This window comes from Pseudomonas lundensis, assembly GCF_015377145.2.
GTDB lineage: Bacteria > Pseudomonadota > Gammaproteobacteria > Pseudomonadales > Pseudomonadaceae > Aquipseudomonas > Aquipseudomonas lundensis.
This window is the reverse complement of record NZ_CP062158.2, coordinates 4,271,974-4,288,913: the sequence shown is the minus strand read 5'-3', so window position 1 is coordinate 4,288,913 and position 16,940 is coordinate 4,271,974. Positions and strand designations below refer to the sequence as shown.

Annotated in this window: 14 protein-coding genes; 7 read left to right on the top strand and 7 right to left on the bottom strand. The window is 58.0% G+C overall.

What is annotated here, in order from left to right:
- Positions 1-4 precede the first annotated feature (4 nt).
- The 7 genes from cobG to IF654_RS20140 all read left to right on the top strand — a co-directional run bounded on the left by cobG (position 5) and on the right by IF654_RS20140 (position 7,387).
- Entirely contained in the window at positions 5-1,336 is a 1,332-nt protein-coding gene (gene cobG, locus IF654_RS20170) for a precorrin-3B synthase (RefSeq protein WP_230683735.1), read from the top strand.
- Positions 1,329-1,955, top strand: coding sequence for a precorrin-8X methylmutase (locus IF654_RS20165; RefSeq protein ID WP_047273198.1), 627 nt, complete (start codon positions 1,329-1,331; stop codon positions 1,953-1,955). Before cobG ends, IF654_RS20165 begins: the two co-directional genes overlap by 8 nt.
- Complete coding sequence (locus IF654_RS20160) at positions 1,955-2,686, top strand: precorrin-2 C(20)-methyltransferase (protein ID WP_047273199.1); 732 nt, start codon at positions 1,955-1,957, stop codon at positions 2,684-2,686. The genes IF654_RS20165 and IF654_RS20160 overlap by 1 nt, the downstream gene beginning before the upstream one ends.
- Complete coding sequence (gene cobJ, locus IF654_RS20155; RefSeq protein WP_047273200.1) at positions 2,683-4,356, top strand: precorrin-3B C(17)-methyltransferase; 1,674 nt, start codon at positions 2,683-2,685, stop codon at positions 4,354-4,356. The genes IF654_RS20160 and cobJ overlap by 4 nt, the downstream gene beginning before the upstream one ends.
- 691 nt (positions 4,357-5,047) lie before the next feature.
- Positions 5,048-5,833 (top strand): hypothetical protein, encoded by a 786-nt coding sequence (locus IF654_RS20150; RefSeq protein ID WP_047273201.1) that lies wholly within the window; start codon positions 5,048-5,050, stop codon positions 5,831-5,833.
- Between the two features lie 71 nt (positions 5,834-5,904).
- Positions 5,905-6,594, top strand: a complete 690-nt coding sequence (locus IF654_RS20145) for a hypothetical protein (RefSeq protein ID WP_047273202.1) — start codon at positions 5,905-5,907, stop codon at positions 6,592-6,594.
- A 142-nt stretch (positions 6,595-6,736) separates the two neighbouring features.
- Entirely contained in the window at positions 6,737-7,387 is a 651-nt protein-coding gene (locus tag IF654_RS20140) for a hypothetical protein (RefSeq protein WP_139047489.1), read from the top strand.
- 37 nt (positions 7,388-7,424) lie between these two features.
- On the opposite strand, the gene IF654_RS20135 is transcribed toward IF654_RS20140, so the two are convergent.
- The 7 genes from IF654_RS20135 to IF654_RS20105 all read right to left on the bottom strand — a co-directional run bounded on the left by IF654_RS20135 (position 7,425) and on the right by IF654_RS20105 (position 16,923).
- The gene (locus IF654_RS20135; protein ID WP_047273204.1) at positions 7,425-8,021 is read right to left on the bottom strand and encodes a MarC family protein; all 597 of its coding nucleotides are present in this window, start codon (positions 8,019-8,021) and stop codon (positions 7,425-7,427) included.
- Between the two features lie 72 nt (positions 8,022-8,093).
- Positions 8,094-10,883, bottom strand: a complete 2,790-nt coding sequence (locus IF654_RS20130; protein ID WP_047273205.1) for a hybrid sensor histidine kinase/response regulator — start codon at positions 10,881-10,883, stop codon at positions 8,094-8,096.
- Positions 10,884-10,983: 100 nt separating this feature from the next.
- The gene (purD, locus tag IF654_RS20125) at positions 10,984-12,282 is read right to left on the bottom strand and encodes a phosphoribosylamine--glycine ligase (RefSeq protein ID WP_047275186.1); all 1,299 of its coding nucleotides are present in this window, start codon (positions 12,280-12,282) and stop codon (positions 10,984-10,986) included.
- A gap of 190 nt (positions 12,283-12,472) precedes the next feature.
- Entirely contained in the window at positions 12,473-14,080 is a 1,608-nt protein-coding gene (purH, locus tag IF654_RS20120; RefSeq protein ID WP_047273207.1) for a bifunctional phosphoribosylaminoimidazolecarboxamide formyltransferase/IMP cyclohydrolase, read from the bottom strand.
- Positions 14,081-14,161: 81 nt separating this feature from the next.
- On the bottom strand, positions 14,162-14,482 hold the full coding sequence (gene fis, locus IF654_RS20115) for a DNA-binding transcriptional regulator Fis (protein WP_019408796.1): 321 nt from the start codon (positions 14,480-14,482) through the stop codon (positions 14,162-14,164).
- Positions 14,479-15,492 (bottom strand): tRNA dihydrouridine synthase DusB, encoded by a 1,014-nt coding sequence (gene dusB / locus IF654_RS20110; RefSeq protein ID WP_194862118.1) that lies wholly within the window; start codon positions 15,490-15,492, stop codon positions 14,479-14,481. Before dusB ends, fis begins: the two co-directional genes overlap by 4 nt.
- A 195-nt stretch (positions 15,493-15,687) precedes the next feature.
- Positions 15,688-16,923 carry a DUF3426 domain-containing protein gene (locus IF654_RS20105; protein ID WP_194862119.1) on the bottom strand — a complete coding sequence of 412 codons (1,236 nt, stop codon included), beginning with the start codon at positions 16,921-16,923 and terminating at the stop codon, positions 15,688-15,690.
- Positions 16,924-16,940: the final 17 nt, after the last annotated feature.

Here is a 16,940-nt window from a genome sequence, read left to right as displayed (position 1 = left end):
ATCCTTGACCTTGCCACCTGATTTCCCTGCCACGACGCCAGTGCGCCCTTCGGGCTGCCCCGGCTTACTGCGCATTGTCCAGGCGATGGACGGTGGCATTTGTCGCGTCAAGCTGGCAGGTGGCCTGATCACCGCTCAACAGGCTGAGGCGGTGGCGGACGTGGCGCACCGTTATGCCAGCGGCGTGATTGAGGCCACCAACCGCAGCAACCTGCAGATTCGTGGCGTCGGCCCGGCGCATCAGGCGTTGATCGAGCCGTTGCTGGCCGTGGGCCTTGGGCCAGCGAATGCCGCCAGTGACGACGTGCGCAACCTGATGCTCAGCCCGACCGCGGGCATCGATCCGCAACAGGTGATCGACACATGGCCGCTGGCACGCCAGATCCTCGGCAGCCTGGAGAGCACGCCGCGTTTTGCCGAGTTGTCGGCCAAGTTCGCGGTGCAGCTGGACGGCGGCGAAGCGCTGGCCATGCGGGAGCATCATCACGATCTGTGGCTGTGCGCTTTTGAATGCAATGGCCAGCCACTCCTGGCCTTCGGCCTTGCGGGTTGCCCGGCGCAGGATGCGGCGCTCGGTAGCGTGCCGGTCGAGCATGGGCATGCACTGGTGATGGCCGTACTCACGCTGTTTCTGGAGTGGGCGCGCCCCGAGCACACCCGAATGCGCCACCTGTTCAAAGAGCGGGCGATCACCGATTTTGTCGCGCAACTGGCGCAGCGCCTCAGCGTGGCGATCGGCCCCGCGGCCGCGTGGCCGCGCGCGCCCCACAGCAGGCAATCGCCCATCGGAACTTATCCACAGCGAGAAGCAGGTCAGGTCTACGTAGGCGCGACCTTGGCGTTGGGGCGACTCGATGCCGCCCTGCTCAGCGGGCTGGCGAAGGTCGCCACACGCTATGGAAATGGCACTTTGCGCTTTACCCCTTGGCAAGGCGTGCTGGTTCCGCATGTGCGCGCCGAACAGGCTGCGTGTGTCACTCAAGCGCTGCACGCCTTGGGCCTGTTGTGTGATGCGCAACACCCGCTGACGCAAATAGTCGCGTGCACCGGTTCCAGCGCCTGCATCAAAGGGCTGGCCGATACCAAGCAGGATGCGCGCCGACTTGCGAGCCTGATCTCGCAGCCGCAGCCCATTCACCTGACGGGTTGCCTGCGCTCTTGCGCGGCGGCCCATGTGGCGCCGGTCACGTTGCTGGCTGTAGCGCCCGGTCATTACGACCTCTATTTACGTGACCCGCAGCACGCCGGATTCGGTGTGCTGCGCGAGCGCAATCTTACTATTGAAGCGGCGGGCGCCTGGCTTGAAGCCCGCCAACGGAGCAACACCCATGATTGATTACATCCGCGACGGTCAAGAGATCTATCGCAACTCGTTCGCCATTATTCGTGCCGAGGCCAACCTCGACAGCATCCCGGCGGACCTTGAAAAACTGGCCGTGCGGGTGATCCATGCGTGCGGCATGGTCGATGCCATCGAAGACCTGCGCTTCTCGCCGGGCGCGGGCAAAGCCGGGCGAGATGCATTGGCCGCTGGCGCCCCGATTTTGTGTGATGCACGCATGGTGCTCGAAGGGGTGACCCGCACGCGCTTGCCTGCCAACAACAAGGTGATTTGCACCCTCAAGGAAGACGGCGTGGCCGAGATGGCGCTGGAGAAGGGCAATACCCGTTCGGCGGTCGCCCTTGAACTGTGGCGTCCGTATCTGGAAGGCAGCGTCGTGGTGATCGGCAACGCGCCGACCGCACTCTTTTATTTGCTGGAAATGATCGATGCCGGTGCGCCAAAACCGGCACTGATCCTGGGCTTTCCGGTGGGGTTTGTCGGTGCGGCCGAATCCAAGGCCATGCTCGCGGCTGACAGTCGCGGCGTGCCGTTTGTGATCATGCAGGGCCGTCGTGGCGGCAGCGCCATGGCGGCGGCTGCGGTGAACGCCCTGGCCACGGAGATCGAGTGATGGTGCAACCAGGACGTTTGATCGGTTTGGGTGTGGGGCCCGGCGATCCTGAATTGATCACGGTCAAAGCGTTACGCCTGCTGCGCGAGTCGCCCGTGGTGGCGTACTTCGTGGCCAAGGGTAAAAAAGGCAACGCGTTCGGCATCATCGAAGCGCACCTGCAAGGCGCACAAACCCTGATGCCTTTGGTGTACCCGGTGACCACCGAAGCCTTGCCGGCGCCGTTGTCGTACGAACAAATCATCAGCGATTTTTACGATCAAGCCGCAGTCGACGTGGCGCAGCATCTGCAAGCCGGACGCGACGTGGCGGTGATCTGCGAGGGCGACCCGTTCTTCTACGGGTCTTACATGTACCTGCATGATCGCCTCGCGCAGCAATTTGAAGCCCAAGTGGTGCCGGGTGTTTGCTCGATGCTGGGCGGTGCGTCAGTGCTGGGCGTGCCGCTGGTGTATCGCAATCAGAGCTTGTCGGTGTTGTCCGGCGTGTTGCCGCACGAAGAGCTCAAGCGCCGTCTGGCGGATGCCGATGCCGCCGTCATCATGAAGTTGGGGCGTAACTTCCATAAGGTGCGCGAAGTCCTGAGCGAGCTGGGCCTGGCCGAGCGGGCGCTGTACGTGGAGCGTGCCACCATGAGCAATCAGAAAATTGTGCCTTTTAATGACGTCGACCCCCTGTCGTCGCCATATTTTTCGCTGATCATCGTGCCCGGCGAACGGTGGCAAGGATGAGCCGCCCCGCTGCCGCCATTGTCATCCTCGGCACTGGCAGTCTGGCCACCGCCCGGCGTATCCAGCAGATATACCCCACCTCACTGATTTATGGCCTGGCTGAACGGGTAGCGGGTGCGGACCGGGTTTACACCGACTTTGGCGCCAACCTGCGTCAGCTGTATGCGCAGGACACGCCCATCATTGCGCTCTGCGCGGCTGGCATTGTGATTCGCACCCTCGCCCCGTTGTTGCTGGAGAAGGGGGCCGAGCCGCCGGTTCTGGCCGTTGCTGAAGACGCCAGCGCCGTGGTGCCTTTACTGGGGGGCTTGAGCGGGGTCAACGATCTGGCGCGGGAAATCGCTGCGGGCCTGGGGATTGCACCCGCCATCACCACCAGTGGCGAACTGCGTTTTGGCACCTGCCTGCTGAATCCGCCGAGTGGCTATGTGCTGGGTGATGTGGAGCTGGGCAAGCGCTTTGTGTCAGACCTGCTGGCCGGGGAATCCGTGCGCATCGAAGGGGACGCGCCCTGGTTGGACAGTGCGCAACTGCCCGAACACCGAGATGCGCGTCTGGCGATTCATGTGGGCAGCGAAGCGCGCGAGCCTGTGGCGGACGAGTTACGGATTTACCCGCGCAATGTGCTGGTGAAAGTCAACGCCGTGGTGTCAGCGCACACCGTTGGCGACGTGCTGCGCGAAGCGAAAGTCGCCTGGCAATCCCTGGCGTGCGTCGTGGCCGGCGAATCCCTGATGGCTGATATCCAACTGCGTGAAGTGGCCACTGAACTGGGTGTGCCGCTACGTTTTGCAACTGACGATGATGATTTTGCCGAGCAGTCAGTCGCCTGGAGTGAGCCTGTGAATGCTGTGACCGTGGGGGTGGCGCCCGTGCCACTGGTCATTGAGCGACTGGGACGTGCGCGTGGACGCCTGGCCGTCATCGGGTTAGGGCCAGGCGCTGCCGAGCTGATGGTGCCCGCCGTCAAGGCCGAGCTGGAACGGGCCAACGACGTGTTGGGCTATGAAACCTATGTGCGCATGGCCGGGCCGTTCCGTAACGATCAAGTGCTGCACTGCACCGACAACCGCGAAGAAATGCAGCGAGCCCGGCATGCCTTCGAGCTGGCGACCCAAGGGCGCTCAGTGGTGGTGGTGTCGTCTGGTGACCCTGGTGTGTTCGCCATGGCGGCAGCCGTACTGGAAGCGCTGCACGAGTCCAACAATCCGCTCTGGCACAGCGTTGACCTGGAGATCCTGCCGGGCGTGTCGGCCTCCCTGGCGACGGCGGCGCAGGCTGGAGCGCCGTTGGGGCATGACTTCTGCGTGATGTCGCTCTCGGACAACCTCAAGCCATGGGCCATCATCGAAAAACGTTTGGACCTGGCGGCCGAGGCGGATCTGGCGCTGGCGTTCTATAACCCGATTTCCCGCTCACGCCCTTGGCAGCTAGGCGTGGCACTGGACATCGTCGCCCGTCATCGTCTGCCTGCGACGCCGGTCGTCTTGGGTCGCGATATCGGCCGTCCGGGCCAGACGCTACGTGTGACGACCCTTGGCGCGTTGACGCCGGATCAGGTGGACATGCGCACCATGGTCATCATTGGTTCGTCGACGACATGCGCATTCCGTCGTGCTGACGGACTGGAATGGGTCTACACACCGCGTTGGTATGGGCAAAAGCCCTGACGTACTGAATAAATGGCCTCTTTAATGAGGCCATTTTTTTATAACGGTAATGTTTGGCCATCCTAATGCCCTAGCACTGTCGGAATATTCGTCAGTGTGCGTCAAATAAATATATGAGGCTTACTGGTTTTTATTAATGTGGCAGTGTGAATAACTCCTATGCTGGCTATATAGAGTTTGAATCAGGTGGCGTACGTGGCAAAAGCCCGTGTGCGAAGGGGGAGAGGTCGATTAAGTTAGTTGTAATGAGCTCGATGTAAGCGTCATTGTTTCTAATGCGCAGGATTCGGTTGAGGGGCAGGCCATGGGAAAGTGTTCTGGGCGTTGGTTCGGCTCTGTACGAAAAGTAATATCACAAACACTGCATCGCACAAACCGTTGAGCATCAATCGACTACCTGCGCTCATGCGCCCGCCACGGCGAGGTTGTTCGACTCTATCCGCAACCAAATCCCAGGGTACATCAAGGTAGTCAGGGCGACTCTCCAGTCCAGTCTGATAAGTGCTGTCTTATTGTTCTGTTCAGGGATGAACGTCGGATGGAGTTGATCGGGGCGGGAAGCAACGTTTTAGTAATGCGTGTTTCTGTAATATTAAGTAAGGAACCATTTTTTGTATTGTAGAAAAAGCAGGCTATGTTTTATTTAACGGGTCGGGAAGGCTCGCTAAATAAAATCAAATGGAGTGATTGTATGATTGTTAGTGAAAACGTTGCTTTTACAGACCAAGAAGCCGAACAGTTTTTTAATGCGTTGCCCGTCAAGCAAAAAATGCAATTTTTAACGACGCCTGAATCGCCAAGCGTGGGAGGCGAGACAACAGAAGAAACTGCCCTGATCGGGAAGGAAACACCAATCGTTATTGCATTTGCTGATGGTGTGGCTCCTGAGAAGCGTCAGGCGGTTATGAATATTGCCCAGCTCTCTGAAGCTTATGCCGATACAAAAGCAAACCGTAAAACCAATGCCTTGGCATGGTACGAGGCTTACCATGAATCAATGAAGGCGTGTGGTTGGACCTTCACCAATTATATATATACCACCCATGATACGAAAAATGTCAATGTCACCATGGACAGTCTCGTTTTGGAAATAGTTGCTATGGCTGCAGGGGCGAATGCCGCAGCGATCGTTCCTTTACTGGGTAAAGTCTTCGATAGAATCAAAAAAGACAATGCCATCATTACGTTGTTTGATAACAACAGTAAGGGCAGTAGCGTAGGCAGTTGTCAGATCATGCCGTGCATAGAGTCTGAGGGCGGTATTGCTGTGACTGTCCTGGCCGGTCTGGAATGTACTTTTAACTCCTCCGAAGGCGGTGCCTGGTTCTGGAAGTGGAAGGCTTCGAGTCTGAGTGTTCAAAAAGCGGCGACTCAGATGAACTTGAACTTTGATTCCTATAAGCGCCGTGAGCACCATATACTCGGTCAGCTTGATAAGTCTTCTGATGATTTTTTTGCAAACATAAATCTGAAATGATTCGTCAGCGGGGCGGCACTTTATAGTGTCGCCTCGTTCATTAGCGCTATGTCCGAATAAGGGGGATGTACATGGAGTACAAGCTCAAAGTCGTATCAGGCCAGTTAATTTTTTTACCGGATAACTTGCCTGTGCCGTTTGAAAGTGATCTTGCCTGTTCGCAATTGTTTATGCAGTTTTATGCGGACGGCAGAGCTGACAGATTCGCTGAACTCGGCAGCTGGGATCAACATATCGGTGAGGCGCGTATACAGACGAAGTGGATAACAACGCTTTCACAGAATGTTGATGTAAAGCCAAGTGAGGATGCTTTTTTTGACGTGCTCTCTGTGATATCAGAGCTAATTAATCAGGCACACACTATTAACTCCGGGGTTTCACTGAAGCTCCTGCGCGATGGGCTAAAGGCTTTAACGTGTGACGCACAGGCGCAGAAAGTGTTTTTTGATTCAGTCTTTAAGCGTTCCGTCTCTGATCTGACCCTGAATGATCAAGGTTCTTTAAATGTTTGTTTCCTGCTCAGTGTGCTCAATCCTCAGAATCAGCTGTTAACGGTTCAGGTTCGTTTGAGCGTTCATGGGGATCCGGGCGCAAATATTTTTATTCGGCCCTTAGAGGGTAAAGAACTGATTGGTACGCCCTCGCTGACGGTATCAAGTGCTGAGTTGAATACGCGCATGTACGATAAGGTCAGAGGTAATATAAATGCTTTAGTGAAAGATATAGCAGTCGATCAGATTGTCGACTTGGCGATTCATTAAAGCATCGGGCTGTTTAATCGAGTAGATACCCCATCTACCCCGCGCAACGAGTAGGGATGAAGCAGGAATGTGATTTGCCGAGCCCGGCGGGTTTGCGCGGTAACTTATTTAAAGCATACGTGCTACGAATGGAAAATACGGAATGAGTAATCGCGTCGTTATGGTCGGTGGTAGTCTTCTTTCATTTGTTGACGGATTCTCGCCCCAAGAACAACAGGATATTATGAACAGCCTTGCGCTTGCTCAATACAGTGCTGACAAGTCTTTGAAGAACGACAAACTGCTTGTGGACTGGTTCGATTTGTTCACTGAAAGCCTGATGGCGGTGGGGTGGGAGGTCGATGAAGATATGCGTTCCGGCTGGGCCGAAACAGGTATTTTTTATAGCCTGGAAGAGGCCGTTTTAGACGGCCTTAAGTACGTAAATCAAGCGTCGCTTCGTGCTTCGCTCAAGCATTCGATTGAAATGTTGAAGTTGGACAAGGCGTCACAAGACATATTTGAGAGCCGTAATCGCAATGGCTCAATGGCCCATTATCAGTTTGTTCCCTGTGAGCATCGCAAGGCCTTGGGGAGCTATATGTTCGTAAGCGGGATGAAAGTTAAATCGCGCGTCAATCTCGATAATATTTTTTTCGATGGTAAAAAAATCAAGACGGACGATGCTTTGGATGTGCAAACAGCCTGTTCCGGGTTTTATTTGAGGACCGAAAACTACAACCCTCATCGAGAGATTGTTCTGCAAAAAATGAGTGAAATTGGTGACGATTTTTTCAAAAATCTGAAGCAATAGGCCTCCAGAGAGCTTATGCAGAGCTTTAGCTATCAGCTCAAGGCACCAGATACCCCTTCACCCCGGTAAAGATGATCTGTGCCGCGAGCGCGCATACGAATAACCCCATCAGGCGGCTGACGATTTGTAAGCCTTGTTCACCGAGAATGCGTTCAATCCGGTTGGACAGGTACAACACGATGCCGACCGTCAGGCTGGCCAGCGCGATGCTGGTGATCGCCATCAGTTTGTCGTCCCAATGCGGTTGGGTAATTCCCATCACCAATAACGCACCGATGGTCCCAGGGCCGACGGTCAGCGGGATGGTGAGTGGAACGATGGTCACATCCTGCTGCACGTTATCTGTCTGCACCGCCGACTTGCCTTGAGCCATGCCCAACGCCGAGATGAACAACACACTGCCGGCGCCGATGCGGAACGCATCCACCGTGATGCCGAAGACATTGAAGATCGTGCGCCCGAACAGGTACAGCAACACGCTCGAAATCAGGGTGGCCAGGGCGACTTTCCAGGCCAGACGGCGACGTTCCTTGTTCGAGTAACCCCGCGTCAGGCTGATAAAGCACGACAGCACGAAGAACGGGCTGTAGAGCACCAGCATCTTCAAATACACACTGAACAGCACATGGAGCATGGTATGAGCTCACGTCGAAGGAAGGCGCCGAAAGTCTATCAGGCGGTTGGAGGTCTGTCGGCAAACTCGCCATTAATGTAACGAGGGCGATTGTTCCTGAGATTGACGCAGCTCACGTTGGGCAACCCAATATTCGACCAGTTCGCGCAGTTGCGAGAGTTCGACCGGTTTGGCCATGTGGCCGTCCATGCCCGCCTGACGGGCGCGGTCTTTATGTTCGGTCAAAATGTGAGCCGTCAATGCCACCACGGGTGTGCGTACCCGTTGGTTGCTGACTTCCCACGCCCGCAATTGCTCAGTGGCCGAGAAACCATCGAGCACCGGCATTTCGCAATCCATCAGCACCAGGTCATAGCGTTCGGCCTTCATGGCTTTCAGGGCTTCGGCGCCATTGCAGGCGGTGTCGGGTTGCAGATTGAGTTTGCCGAGCATGCCGCGAATCACTTTGGTGGAGATGTTGTTGTCTTCCGCCACCAGAATCCGGAAGTCCCCTGGCACAGTGGTGGGCAACGTCGGGGTGCCGGCTGTGGCTTTGCTGCTGATGACCTGACCTTTATTGCGCTGGCTGAGTTCATCGGCCAGTGTGGTTTTCAAGGTGTAACCGGCCACTGGTTTGGCCAGGATGCGTTTGATCCCGCAGTTTCGTGCAATGATTTTGCTCGGCGCATTGCTGATGCCCGTCAGCATGACCAGCAGAATGTCGTGATTGAGGCTCGGGTCTTCCTTGATTTTGGCCGCCAATTGCATGCCCGTCATGCCGGGCATGTTCTGGTCGAGCAGGACAATATCGAAATAGTCACGCAAGTGGGCCTTGGTCCGCAGCAGTGCCAAGGCTTCTTTGCCGGAGGCAGCCGCATTGACGTTCAAGCCCCACGCGGTGCATTGCTGCACCAATACTTTGCGGCAGGTGTCGTTGTCGTCGACCACTAGCACGCGGGCGCCTTTGAGCGGGCTGTCGAGGTCGGAAGTTTGGTGCTCCAGGTGCTGAGGATCCAGCGGCAAGGTCATCCACAGGCTGCTGCCTTTGCTCTGGCCGGGTTTGATGCCGAACTCGCCACCCATCAGCATGATCAATTGCCGAGCAATCACCAGCCCCAGGTGCCCGCCCAACCGCGTGGCGGCCAGGAAGTTCTTGCTGTGCAGTTCCGCGTGCAGCAGGGCATCGCGCTCCTGCTCATCCATGGGCTGGCCAGAATCCTGAACCGTGATGCGCAGGCGTGGCGGGTCGCTGCGCTCTTCAAGTGCCACGACAATCAGGATTTCGCCCTCATCGGTCTTCTTCAGCGCACTTTCGAGCAGGCTCAGCAACGTCTGGCGCAAGCGGGTTGGGTCACCGCTGATTACCCGCGGTACTTGCGGTTGAATGAAGCTGATGAGTTCGACGTTCTGTTGCTCTGCCTTGGTGCGGAAAATACTCAGGCAGTCATCGATCAGGGCGTTGAGGTCAAACTGCACGTCATCCAGCTCGATTTGCCCGGACTCCAGCTTGGAGATGTCGAGAATTTCGTTAATCAGCGTCAGCAACTCGTTGCCGGCGCTGTGAATGGTTTGCACGTAGTCCCGTTGTTTGACGGACAGCGGCGTGCCGAGCAGCAACTCCGTCATGCCCAGCACGCCGTTCATCGGGGTGCGGATCTCATGACTGATCTTGGCCAGAAATTCGGCCTTGGCATTGACCTCGGCGTTACTGGCCGCCAATTCACGGCTGATGCTGAATTCGTCTTCTGTGATGCTTCGATTGCGCTCACTTAACGCCAGGCTCATCAGGAAACCGCTGATGCAGACGATCAGCATCAGGGCCAGTACCAGCTCTTGGGGGGCTATCAGGGTCAGGCCCAGCAGGGCAGGCAGAATCACCAGCGTGCCGAGGTTGAAAATAGCGATGGCCACCACGAACAGCCGGGCCGGGCGATAGCCTTTTTGCAGGTGATAGACCGACACCAGCAAGATGCTCAGGCTCGCCAGGGCGACCAAGGCGTAGGTCATCAGGTTGAGCGGCAGGTTGTCGATGAACAGCAACAGCAGGCCGCCGAGGGCAATGATGAGGATGTCAGCCAGCAGTAGCCTGTTGATCGGGTGCGGGCCGCGCGATGAGAAAAAGCTGTAGGCGAACATCAGGCCGCAGGGGGCTGTCAGCAGTAGCGCCAGATAAGCGCCGGGTGTTTGCGCGCCATGCCATTCGGGCAACCACGGGCCCAGCAGGTTCAGGAACAGCGCAGAGCTGGTGAGCAGCAGGGCTTCACAAATCGCTAGCCACAAGCTGCTGATCGAGCGGGTGAATCCGAAACGGGTGAGGTTGTGCAGAACCAGCATCAGCAGGCAACCCAACAGCAAGCCGTAGAGCAAGGGTTTGCCCTGATTGGCCGCCAGCATGACAGCGGTGTCGAGGGTGATGTAGGGCCGTAACTGATGGTCGGAGACCAGCCGCAGATAGACGTCCAGTGTGCGACTGCTTTGGGGCAGCGGCAGCATGTAGTCACTGCTCGGCAGGGGTTTGTCGGCCTGTGTCAGGGTATTGCCGGCGGTGACTTCTTCGATCAGTTTTTGATCGTCGAGCACGTACAGGTCCAGCCGGGACACATCGGGCGCAAACACCCGCAGAATTTGCTCGTGTTTGTCCGGCACCAGCCGGAAACGCAGCCACAGGGCTTCTCCCGGCTCAGCGGCTTTGAGCTGATCGAGTTCAATGGGGCTGAATTGAGTCGCGAATCGAGATGAATGCACATCGCTGATTTGCAACGTGCCTTGAGGGTCTGACAGCACAGACCAACTGCTGCCCTGAGCAGCATGTGCCGGCAGTAAAACAAGCAGAGCGGTCAATAAACTGACAAAAAAACCAATGGCGATCCTGAGCCAGCGCACGGCGAAATCCCTTCGTAGAGTAAAGCCTGATGAATAACTATGCGCGGCGCTGGAACAGTTAGGCAAGGGTGGGGTGCCCTTGCCTATCCATCTGGATTGCTTATTCCTGACGGTCGCCACGTTCGCGTGCAATTGCACGATAACCAATGTCGTTACGGTAGAAGCAGCCATCCCACTCGATGGCTTTGGCCAGCGCGTAAGCGTGCTGCTGAGCGGCTTCGACCGTGTCGCCCATGGCCGTTGCACACAATACACGACCACCGGCCGTGACCACTTCCTGCGCGGCATTCAACGCCGTACCGGCGTGGAACACTTTGCCCTCGAGCTGCGCCGCAGCGTCCAGACCGTGAATCACCGCGTCTTTAGCGTAGTCGCCTGGGTAGCCGCCGGCTGCCAGGACAATCCCCAGGCTTGGACGCGGGTCCCATTGCGCTTCAACCTTGTCCAGTGCCTGAGCCAGTGCCGCTTCGATCAGCAACACCAGGCTCGACTGCAAACGCAGCATCACCGGTTGGGTTTCAGGGTCGCCAAAACGGCAGTTGAACTCGATGACCTTAGGATTGCCGGCTTTGTCGATCATCAGGCCTGCATACAGGAAACCGGTGTAGACATTGCCTTCTTCGGCCATGCCACGAACGGTCGGCCAGATCACCTGATCCATCACGCGTTGGTGAACCTCGGCCGTCACGACCGGAGCAGGGGAGTACGCGCCCATGCCGCCGGTGTTCGGGCCGGTGTCCGCATCGCCGACGCGCTTGTGGTCCTGGCTGGTGGCCATTGGCAATACGTTCTTGCCGTCGACCATCACGATGAAGCTGGCTTCCTCGCCGTCGAGGAACTCTTCGATTACAACGCGCGAACCCGCTTCGCCAAAGGCATTGCCAGCCAGCATGTCGCGTACGGCGTCTTCGGCTTCAGCCAGGGTCATTGCGACGATCACGCCTTTACCCGCAGCCAGGCCGTCAGCCTTGATCACGATCGGCGCGCCGACTTCTTGCAGATAGGCCAGCGCCGGTTCGATTTCGGTGAAGTTCTGGTAATCGGCGGTCGGGATCTTGTGACGCGCCAGGAAATCCTTGGTGAACGCCTTCGAACCTTCCAGTTGAGCAGCGCCTGCGGTTGGGCCGAAGCAGTCCAGGCCACGGGCGCGGAACAAATCGACCACGCCGGCCACCAGTGGCACTTCCGGGCCCACGATGGTCAGGGAAACGTTCTTCTCGGCAAAGTCGGCCAGTTGCTCAAGGGCCAGTACGTCGATATCGACGTTTTCGCACTTGGCTTCAATGGCTGTACCGGCGTTGCCCGGCGCCACGAACACTTTCGCAATGCGTGGGTCCTGAGCGACTTTCCAGGCCAGTGCGTGTTCGCGGCCACCGCTGCCAATGATCAAAACATTCATTTCAAAAACCTCGGATGACGCTGAATTCTATTGAGAGCCCAAAACGTTTCACGCTTCAGGAGACCGAACTGAAGCCGGTTGATGCCAGGCGTGGGTCTTGCTCGATGAGCGCAATTGCCGGTTGGCAATACGCATCATCGAGGTCGGCCCCACGCCGCAGAAACCGGCTTCAGCGTGGCCGTCGCCTAAATTAATGGCGGAAGTGGCGCATGCCGGTGAACACCATGGCAATACCGGCTTCGTCAGCCGCGGCAATCACTTCGTTGTCGCGCATCGAGCCGCCTGGCTGGATCACCGCCGTAATGCCAGCCTTGGCTGCATTGTCGATACCGTCACGGAACGGGAAGAATGCGTCAGAGGCCATGACCGCGCCCTGAACCTGCAAGCCGGCGTGCTCGGCCTTGATGGCGGCAATGCGGGCCGAGTTGACGCGACTCATCTGGCCTGCGCCCACGCCGATGGTCTGGCGGCCCTTGGCGTAGACGATGGCATTGGACTTCACATACTTGGCCACTTTCCAGGCAAAGATCAGGTCGTGGATCTCTTGTTCGGTCGGTGCGCGTTGGGTCACGACTTTCAGGTCTTCGCTGCCGATCATCTCGATGTCGCGGCTTTGAACCAGCAGACCGCCGTTCACACGCTTGAAGTCCCACGCCGGGGCGCGGTTCTCGCTCCACTGGCCGCAGGCCAGCAGGCGTACGTTGGCTTTGGCAGCCACGATGGCGCGGGCTTCTTCGCTCACGGACGGGGCGATGATGACCTCTACGAACTGGCGCTCAACGATGGCTTTGGCCGTTTCGGCGTCCAGCTCGCGGTTGAAGGCGATGATGCCGCCGAACGCAGACTCGGTGTCCGTGGCGTAGGCCAGTTCGTAAGCCTGGCGGATACCGCCTTCGGCATCCGGGCTGACCGCAACGCCGCACGGGTTGGCGTGCTTGACGATCACGCAAGCCGGTTTGACGAAGCTCTTCACGCACTCCAGCGCAGCGTCGGTGTCGGCCACGTTGTTGAACGACAGCTCTTTGCCCTGCAGCTGGGTGGCGGTGGCGATGCTGACTTCGGCCGGTTTGGCTTCCACGTAGAACGCCGCTTTCTGGTGCGGGTTCTCGCCGTAGCGCATTTCTTGTGCCTTGATGAACTGGCTGTTGAAGGTGCGCGGGAACTGACCGCGGTCTTCGGTGCTCAGGGTCTCGGCGGCCTGGTTCACGGTGCCCAGGTAGTTGGCGATCATGCCGTCGTAGGCGGCAGTGTGTTCAAACGCCTTGAGCATCAGGTCGAAACGCTGGGCGTAGGTCAGGCCACCGGCCTTGAGGTTTTCCAGCACATTGGCGTAATCGCTGGCATTGACCACAATGGCGACGTCTTTGTGGTTTTTGGCCGCAGAACGCACCATGGTCGGGCCGCCAATGTCGATGTTCTCGATGGCGGTCGGCAGGTCGCAACCTGGCTTGTTGATGGTGGCTTCGAATGGGTAGAGGTTCACCGCGACCAAGTCGATCGGCTTGATGCCGTGCTCGTTCATGATGTCGTCGTCAATGCCGCGACGGCCCAGGATGCCGCCGTGGATTTTCGGGTGCAGGGTTTTTACCCGGCCGTCCATCATTTCCGCGAAGCCGGTGTAATCGGCGACTTCAACCGCGGCCACGCCGTTGTCTTGCAGCAGCTTGAACGTACCGCCAGTGGACAGGATCTCGACGCCGAGGGCTTCCAGTTCACGGGCGAAATCAAGGATTCCGGTTTTGTCGGAAACGCTGATTAGAGCGCGGCGGATCGGCAGGCGGGTAGTCTGATCGGTCATCTCGATTTCCATCAAAAGCAAAGGAGTCAGCAAAAAAGGCGGCCCGTTTTACGAGGACGCCTTTCAGGTTTGATTGAATGCTTACAGCAGATCGTACTGTTTGAGTTTCTTGCGCAGGGTGCCGCGGTTGAGCCCCAGCATCTCGGAAGCCTTGGTCTGGTTGCCCTTGACGTAGTTCATGACGCATTCGAGCAAGGGGGCCTCGACTTCGGAAAGAACCAGGTTGTACACGTCCGTGACTTCTGCGCCCTCCAGGTGGGCGAAATAGTTGTGCAGCGCCTTTTCGACACTCCCGCGAAGGGTCTGGCCTTCTTCGCTCGGCGTATTGAGGTGCTGTTTCAAATTGACGTTGTCGCTCACGGGCGTTGTTCCACTCACTAATGTCTCGGTCATCATCGTCATGCGGCCACCCATCCTTCGTCCCCTGTCCCCAGGCTCTTGTGTCGTTCGGCGAAAAACGCCTGAACGTTGGCGCATTGTGCTTCCGTATCTTCTAAACGATTGAAGTGGGCGCGAAACTCCTTGGCGCCCGGCAAGGTTGCGAGATACCAGCCGACATGCTTGCGGGCAATGCGAACGCCCAACACCTCCCCATAGAAGGCATGCAATGCGGCCAGATGCTCTAGCAGAATACGTTCCACTTCGCTCATCTCCGGTGCCGGCAATAGCTGCCCGGTACGCAGAAAATGATCCACTTCGCGGAAAATCCAGGGCCGCCCTTGAGCCGCCCTGCCTATCAACAGTCCATCTGCGCCGGTCGCGTCGAGGACGTGACGGGCCTTGTGGGGTGAATCGATGTCGCCGTTGGCAAAGACCGGAATCGACACCGCCTGCTTGATCGCGGCGATGGTGTCGTACTCGGCTTCACCGGTGTAGAGGTCGGCACGGGTTCTGCCATGAACCGCCAGTGCTGTGATGCCGGCCTGTTCGGCGATTTTTGCCACGGCCAGGCCGTTTTTGTTGTCCCGGTCCCAGCCGGTACGGATTTTCAAGGTGACCGGCACATCAACCGCAGCCACGACGGCCTGCAGGATCTCGTTCACCAATGCTTCGTCTTTCAGTAGTGCGGAGCCGGCGGCCTTGTTGCAGACCTTTTTTGCCGGGCACCCCATGTTGATATCAATGATCTGTGCGCCCAGTTCCACGTTGGCCCTGGCGGCGTCTGCCAGCATCTGCGCATCACCGCCGGCGATCTGTACCGAGCGAGGCTCGGGATCACCGTCGTGAATCATGCGCAAGCGCGATTTACGGCTGTTCCAGAGACTCATGTCGCTGGTGACCATTTCCGAAACAACCAGGCCTGCACCCATGCGCCGGCAAAGCTGACGAAAGGGCTGGTCGGTGACACCCGCCATCGGGGCGAGGATCAAACCGTTGTGCAATGTATATGGGCCGATGCGTACCGCCGACATAGGACTTCCCTGTTGTGGGGCCGGATCTTGGGAGTTCGAAAAAGGGTTGGCATGATACCCGCTCTCGATGACCGGATAAAGACGCAATTGGATAAAAATTGAACAGCGCGCCAATGCCTGAGCCGCCTGTCAAGGCGCCAAAAGCAGGTCGCTGTTCAGTGGCCGCTTACGCGTTCGGGCAAAAAGCCGGGGTTTTCATTCCGGAGAATGGAAACTCAAGCTGTAATTCACCGCTTTTGGGCCCGGATCCAGAATATCCAGTGCAACGTGGATCGGGGTTTGAGGCGGCATTTCAGCCTTGCCGGCCATCTCCCCGCTCAGGTACTCGCCGGGTTTGAAGCGACGACTGGCAATCATTTTTCCGTTGAGGTCTGCAAAGCGCAGTTCCAGCAAAGGGAACGGTTGCGAAAACTGTGCGCGGTTGTAGAGGATCGCATCGACCACCAGGGCTCCGGCAAACTCGGGGTGACTGCGCACCACTAGATTGCTGCTTTTGATCCGATCAATGTCAACCTTGGAGGGCACCGTGCAGCCGAGGGTCGGGCACAGTTGCTGGAAAATCGGCCGGTACTGGTCCTGGCGAGCCAGTTCTTCAAAGTGGTAGGCAATGTATTGGGCGCCCAGCGCGGCAGCGGCCACTAACACCAGCACGAACCACAGCAGGCGCTTGCCCCAGGGGGTACGGCGCTTTTGCCAGTCGAGGTGCAGCGGGTCGTCGACCAGATTTTGCAGCACTTCTTCGCGCACAACCGGTTCGTGGCGTTTGCGTTTGTCCTTGGTGACGGAGGGCGGCGCCAATGGCTCGTCGTCATCGTTATCATCCACGGCGGACAGATGCATCAGTGGCGGTTCCGGCTCTTTATCCAGCGACAGCTGAAGCGGGGGGGGGTCATCCGGATCGTCGAGGTCCAGGGACAGCGACGGCTCGGTGCGGCCCGAGTCAGCAGGTTCGAGGCGCTCAGGCTCGGCCTCGATGGCCTCGGCACGCTCGGCGGCCGAATCGCTGAACAGGCTGTCTGACCACTGACGTTCTTCGCCCTCATCGCTGTCGCGGCGTGCGCTCAGTGTGTCTTGCCGGGTGGCGGAAGGCTGGCCGAAGCTTTTGCTGGGCTGGATCTCCAGCTCTTCGAGTCGGGCCAGCTCCTTGTCCAGATCCAGATGGTCGAGGTCCAGCTCGGCAGCCTGCCATTGCTTCTGGCTGATGGGCTCAGGCGCGGCAGGCGACTCGATCGGCCGGGGCTCGGCTGCCGGTGCAGCAACGACGGGTTGCTGTTCCTTTTCAGCGCTCTTGTTGAGCAGTTGCTGCGCAGCATTGAACACTTGCAGGCAAGCGCCACAGCGCACCACGCCGCGGGCCATGCTCAATTGAGAATGGTTGACGCGGAAGCTGGTTTGGCAATGTGGGCACTGTGTTACGAAGCTATCGCTCATGCGGCCACCCGGATTAG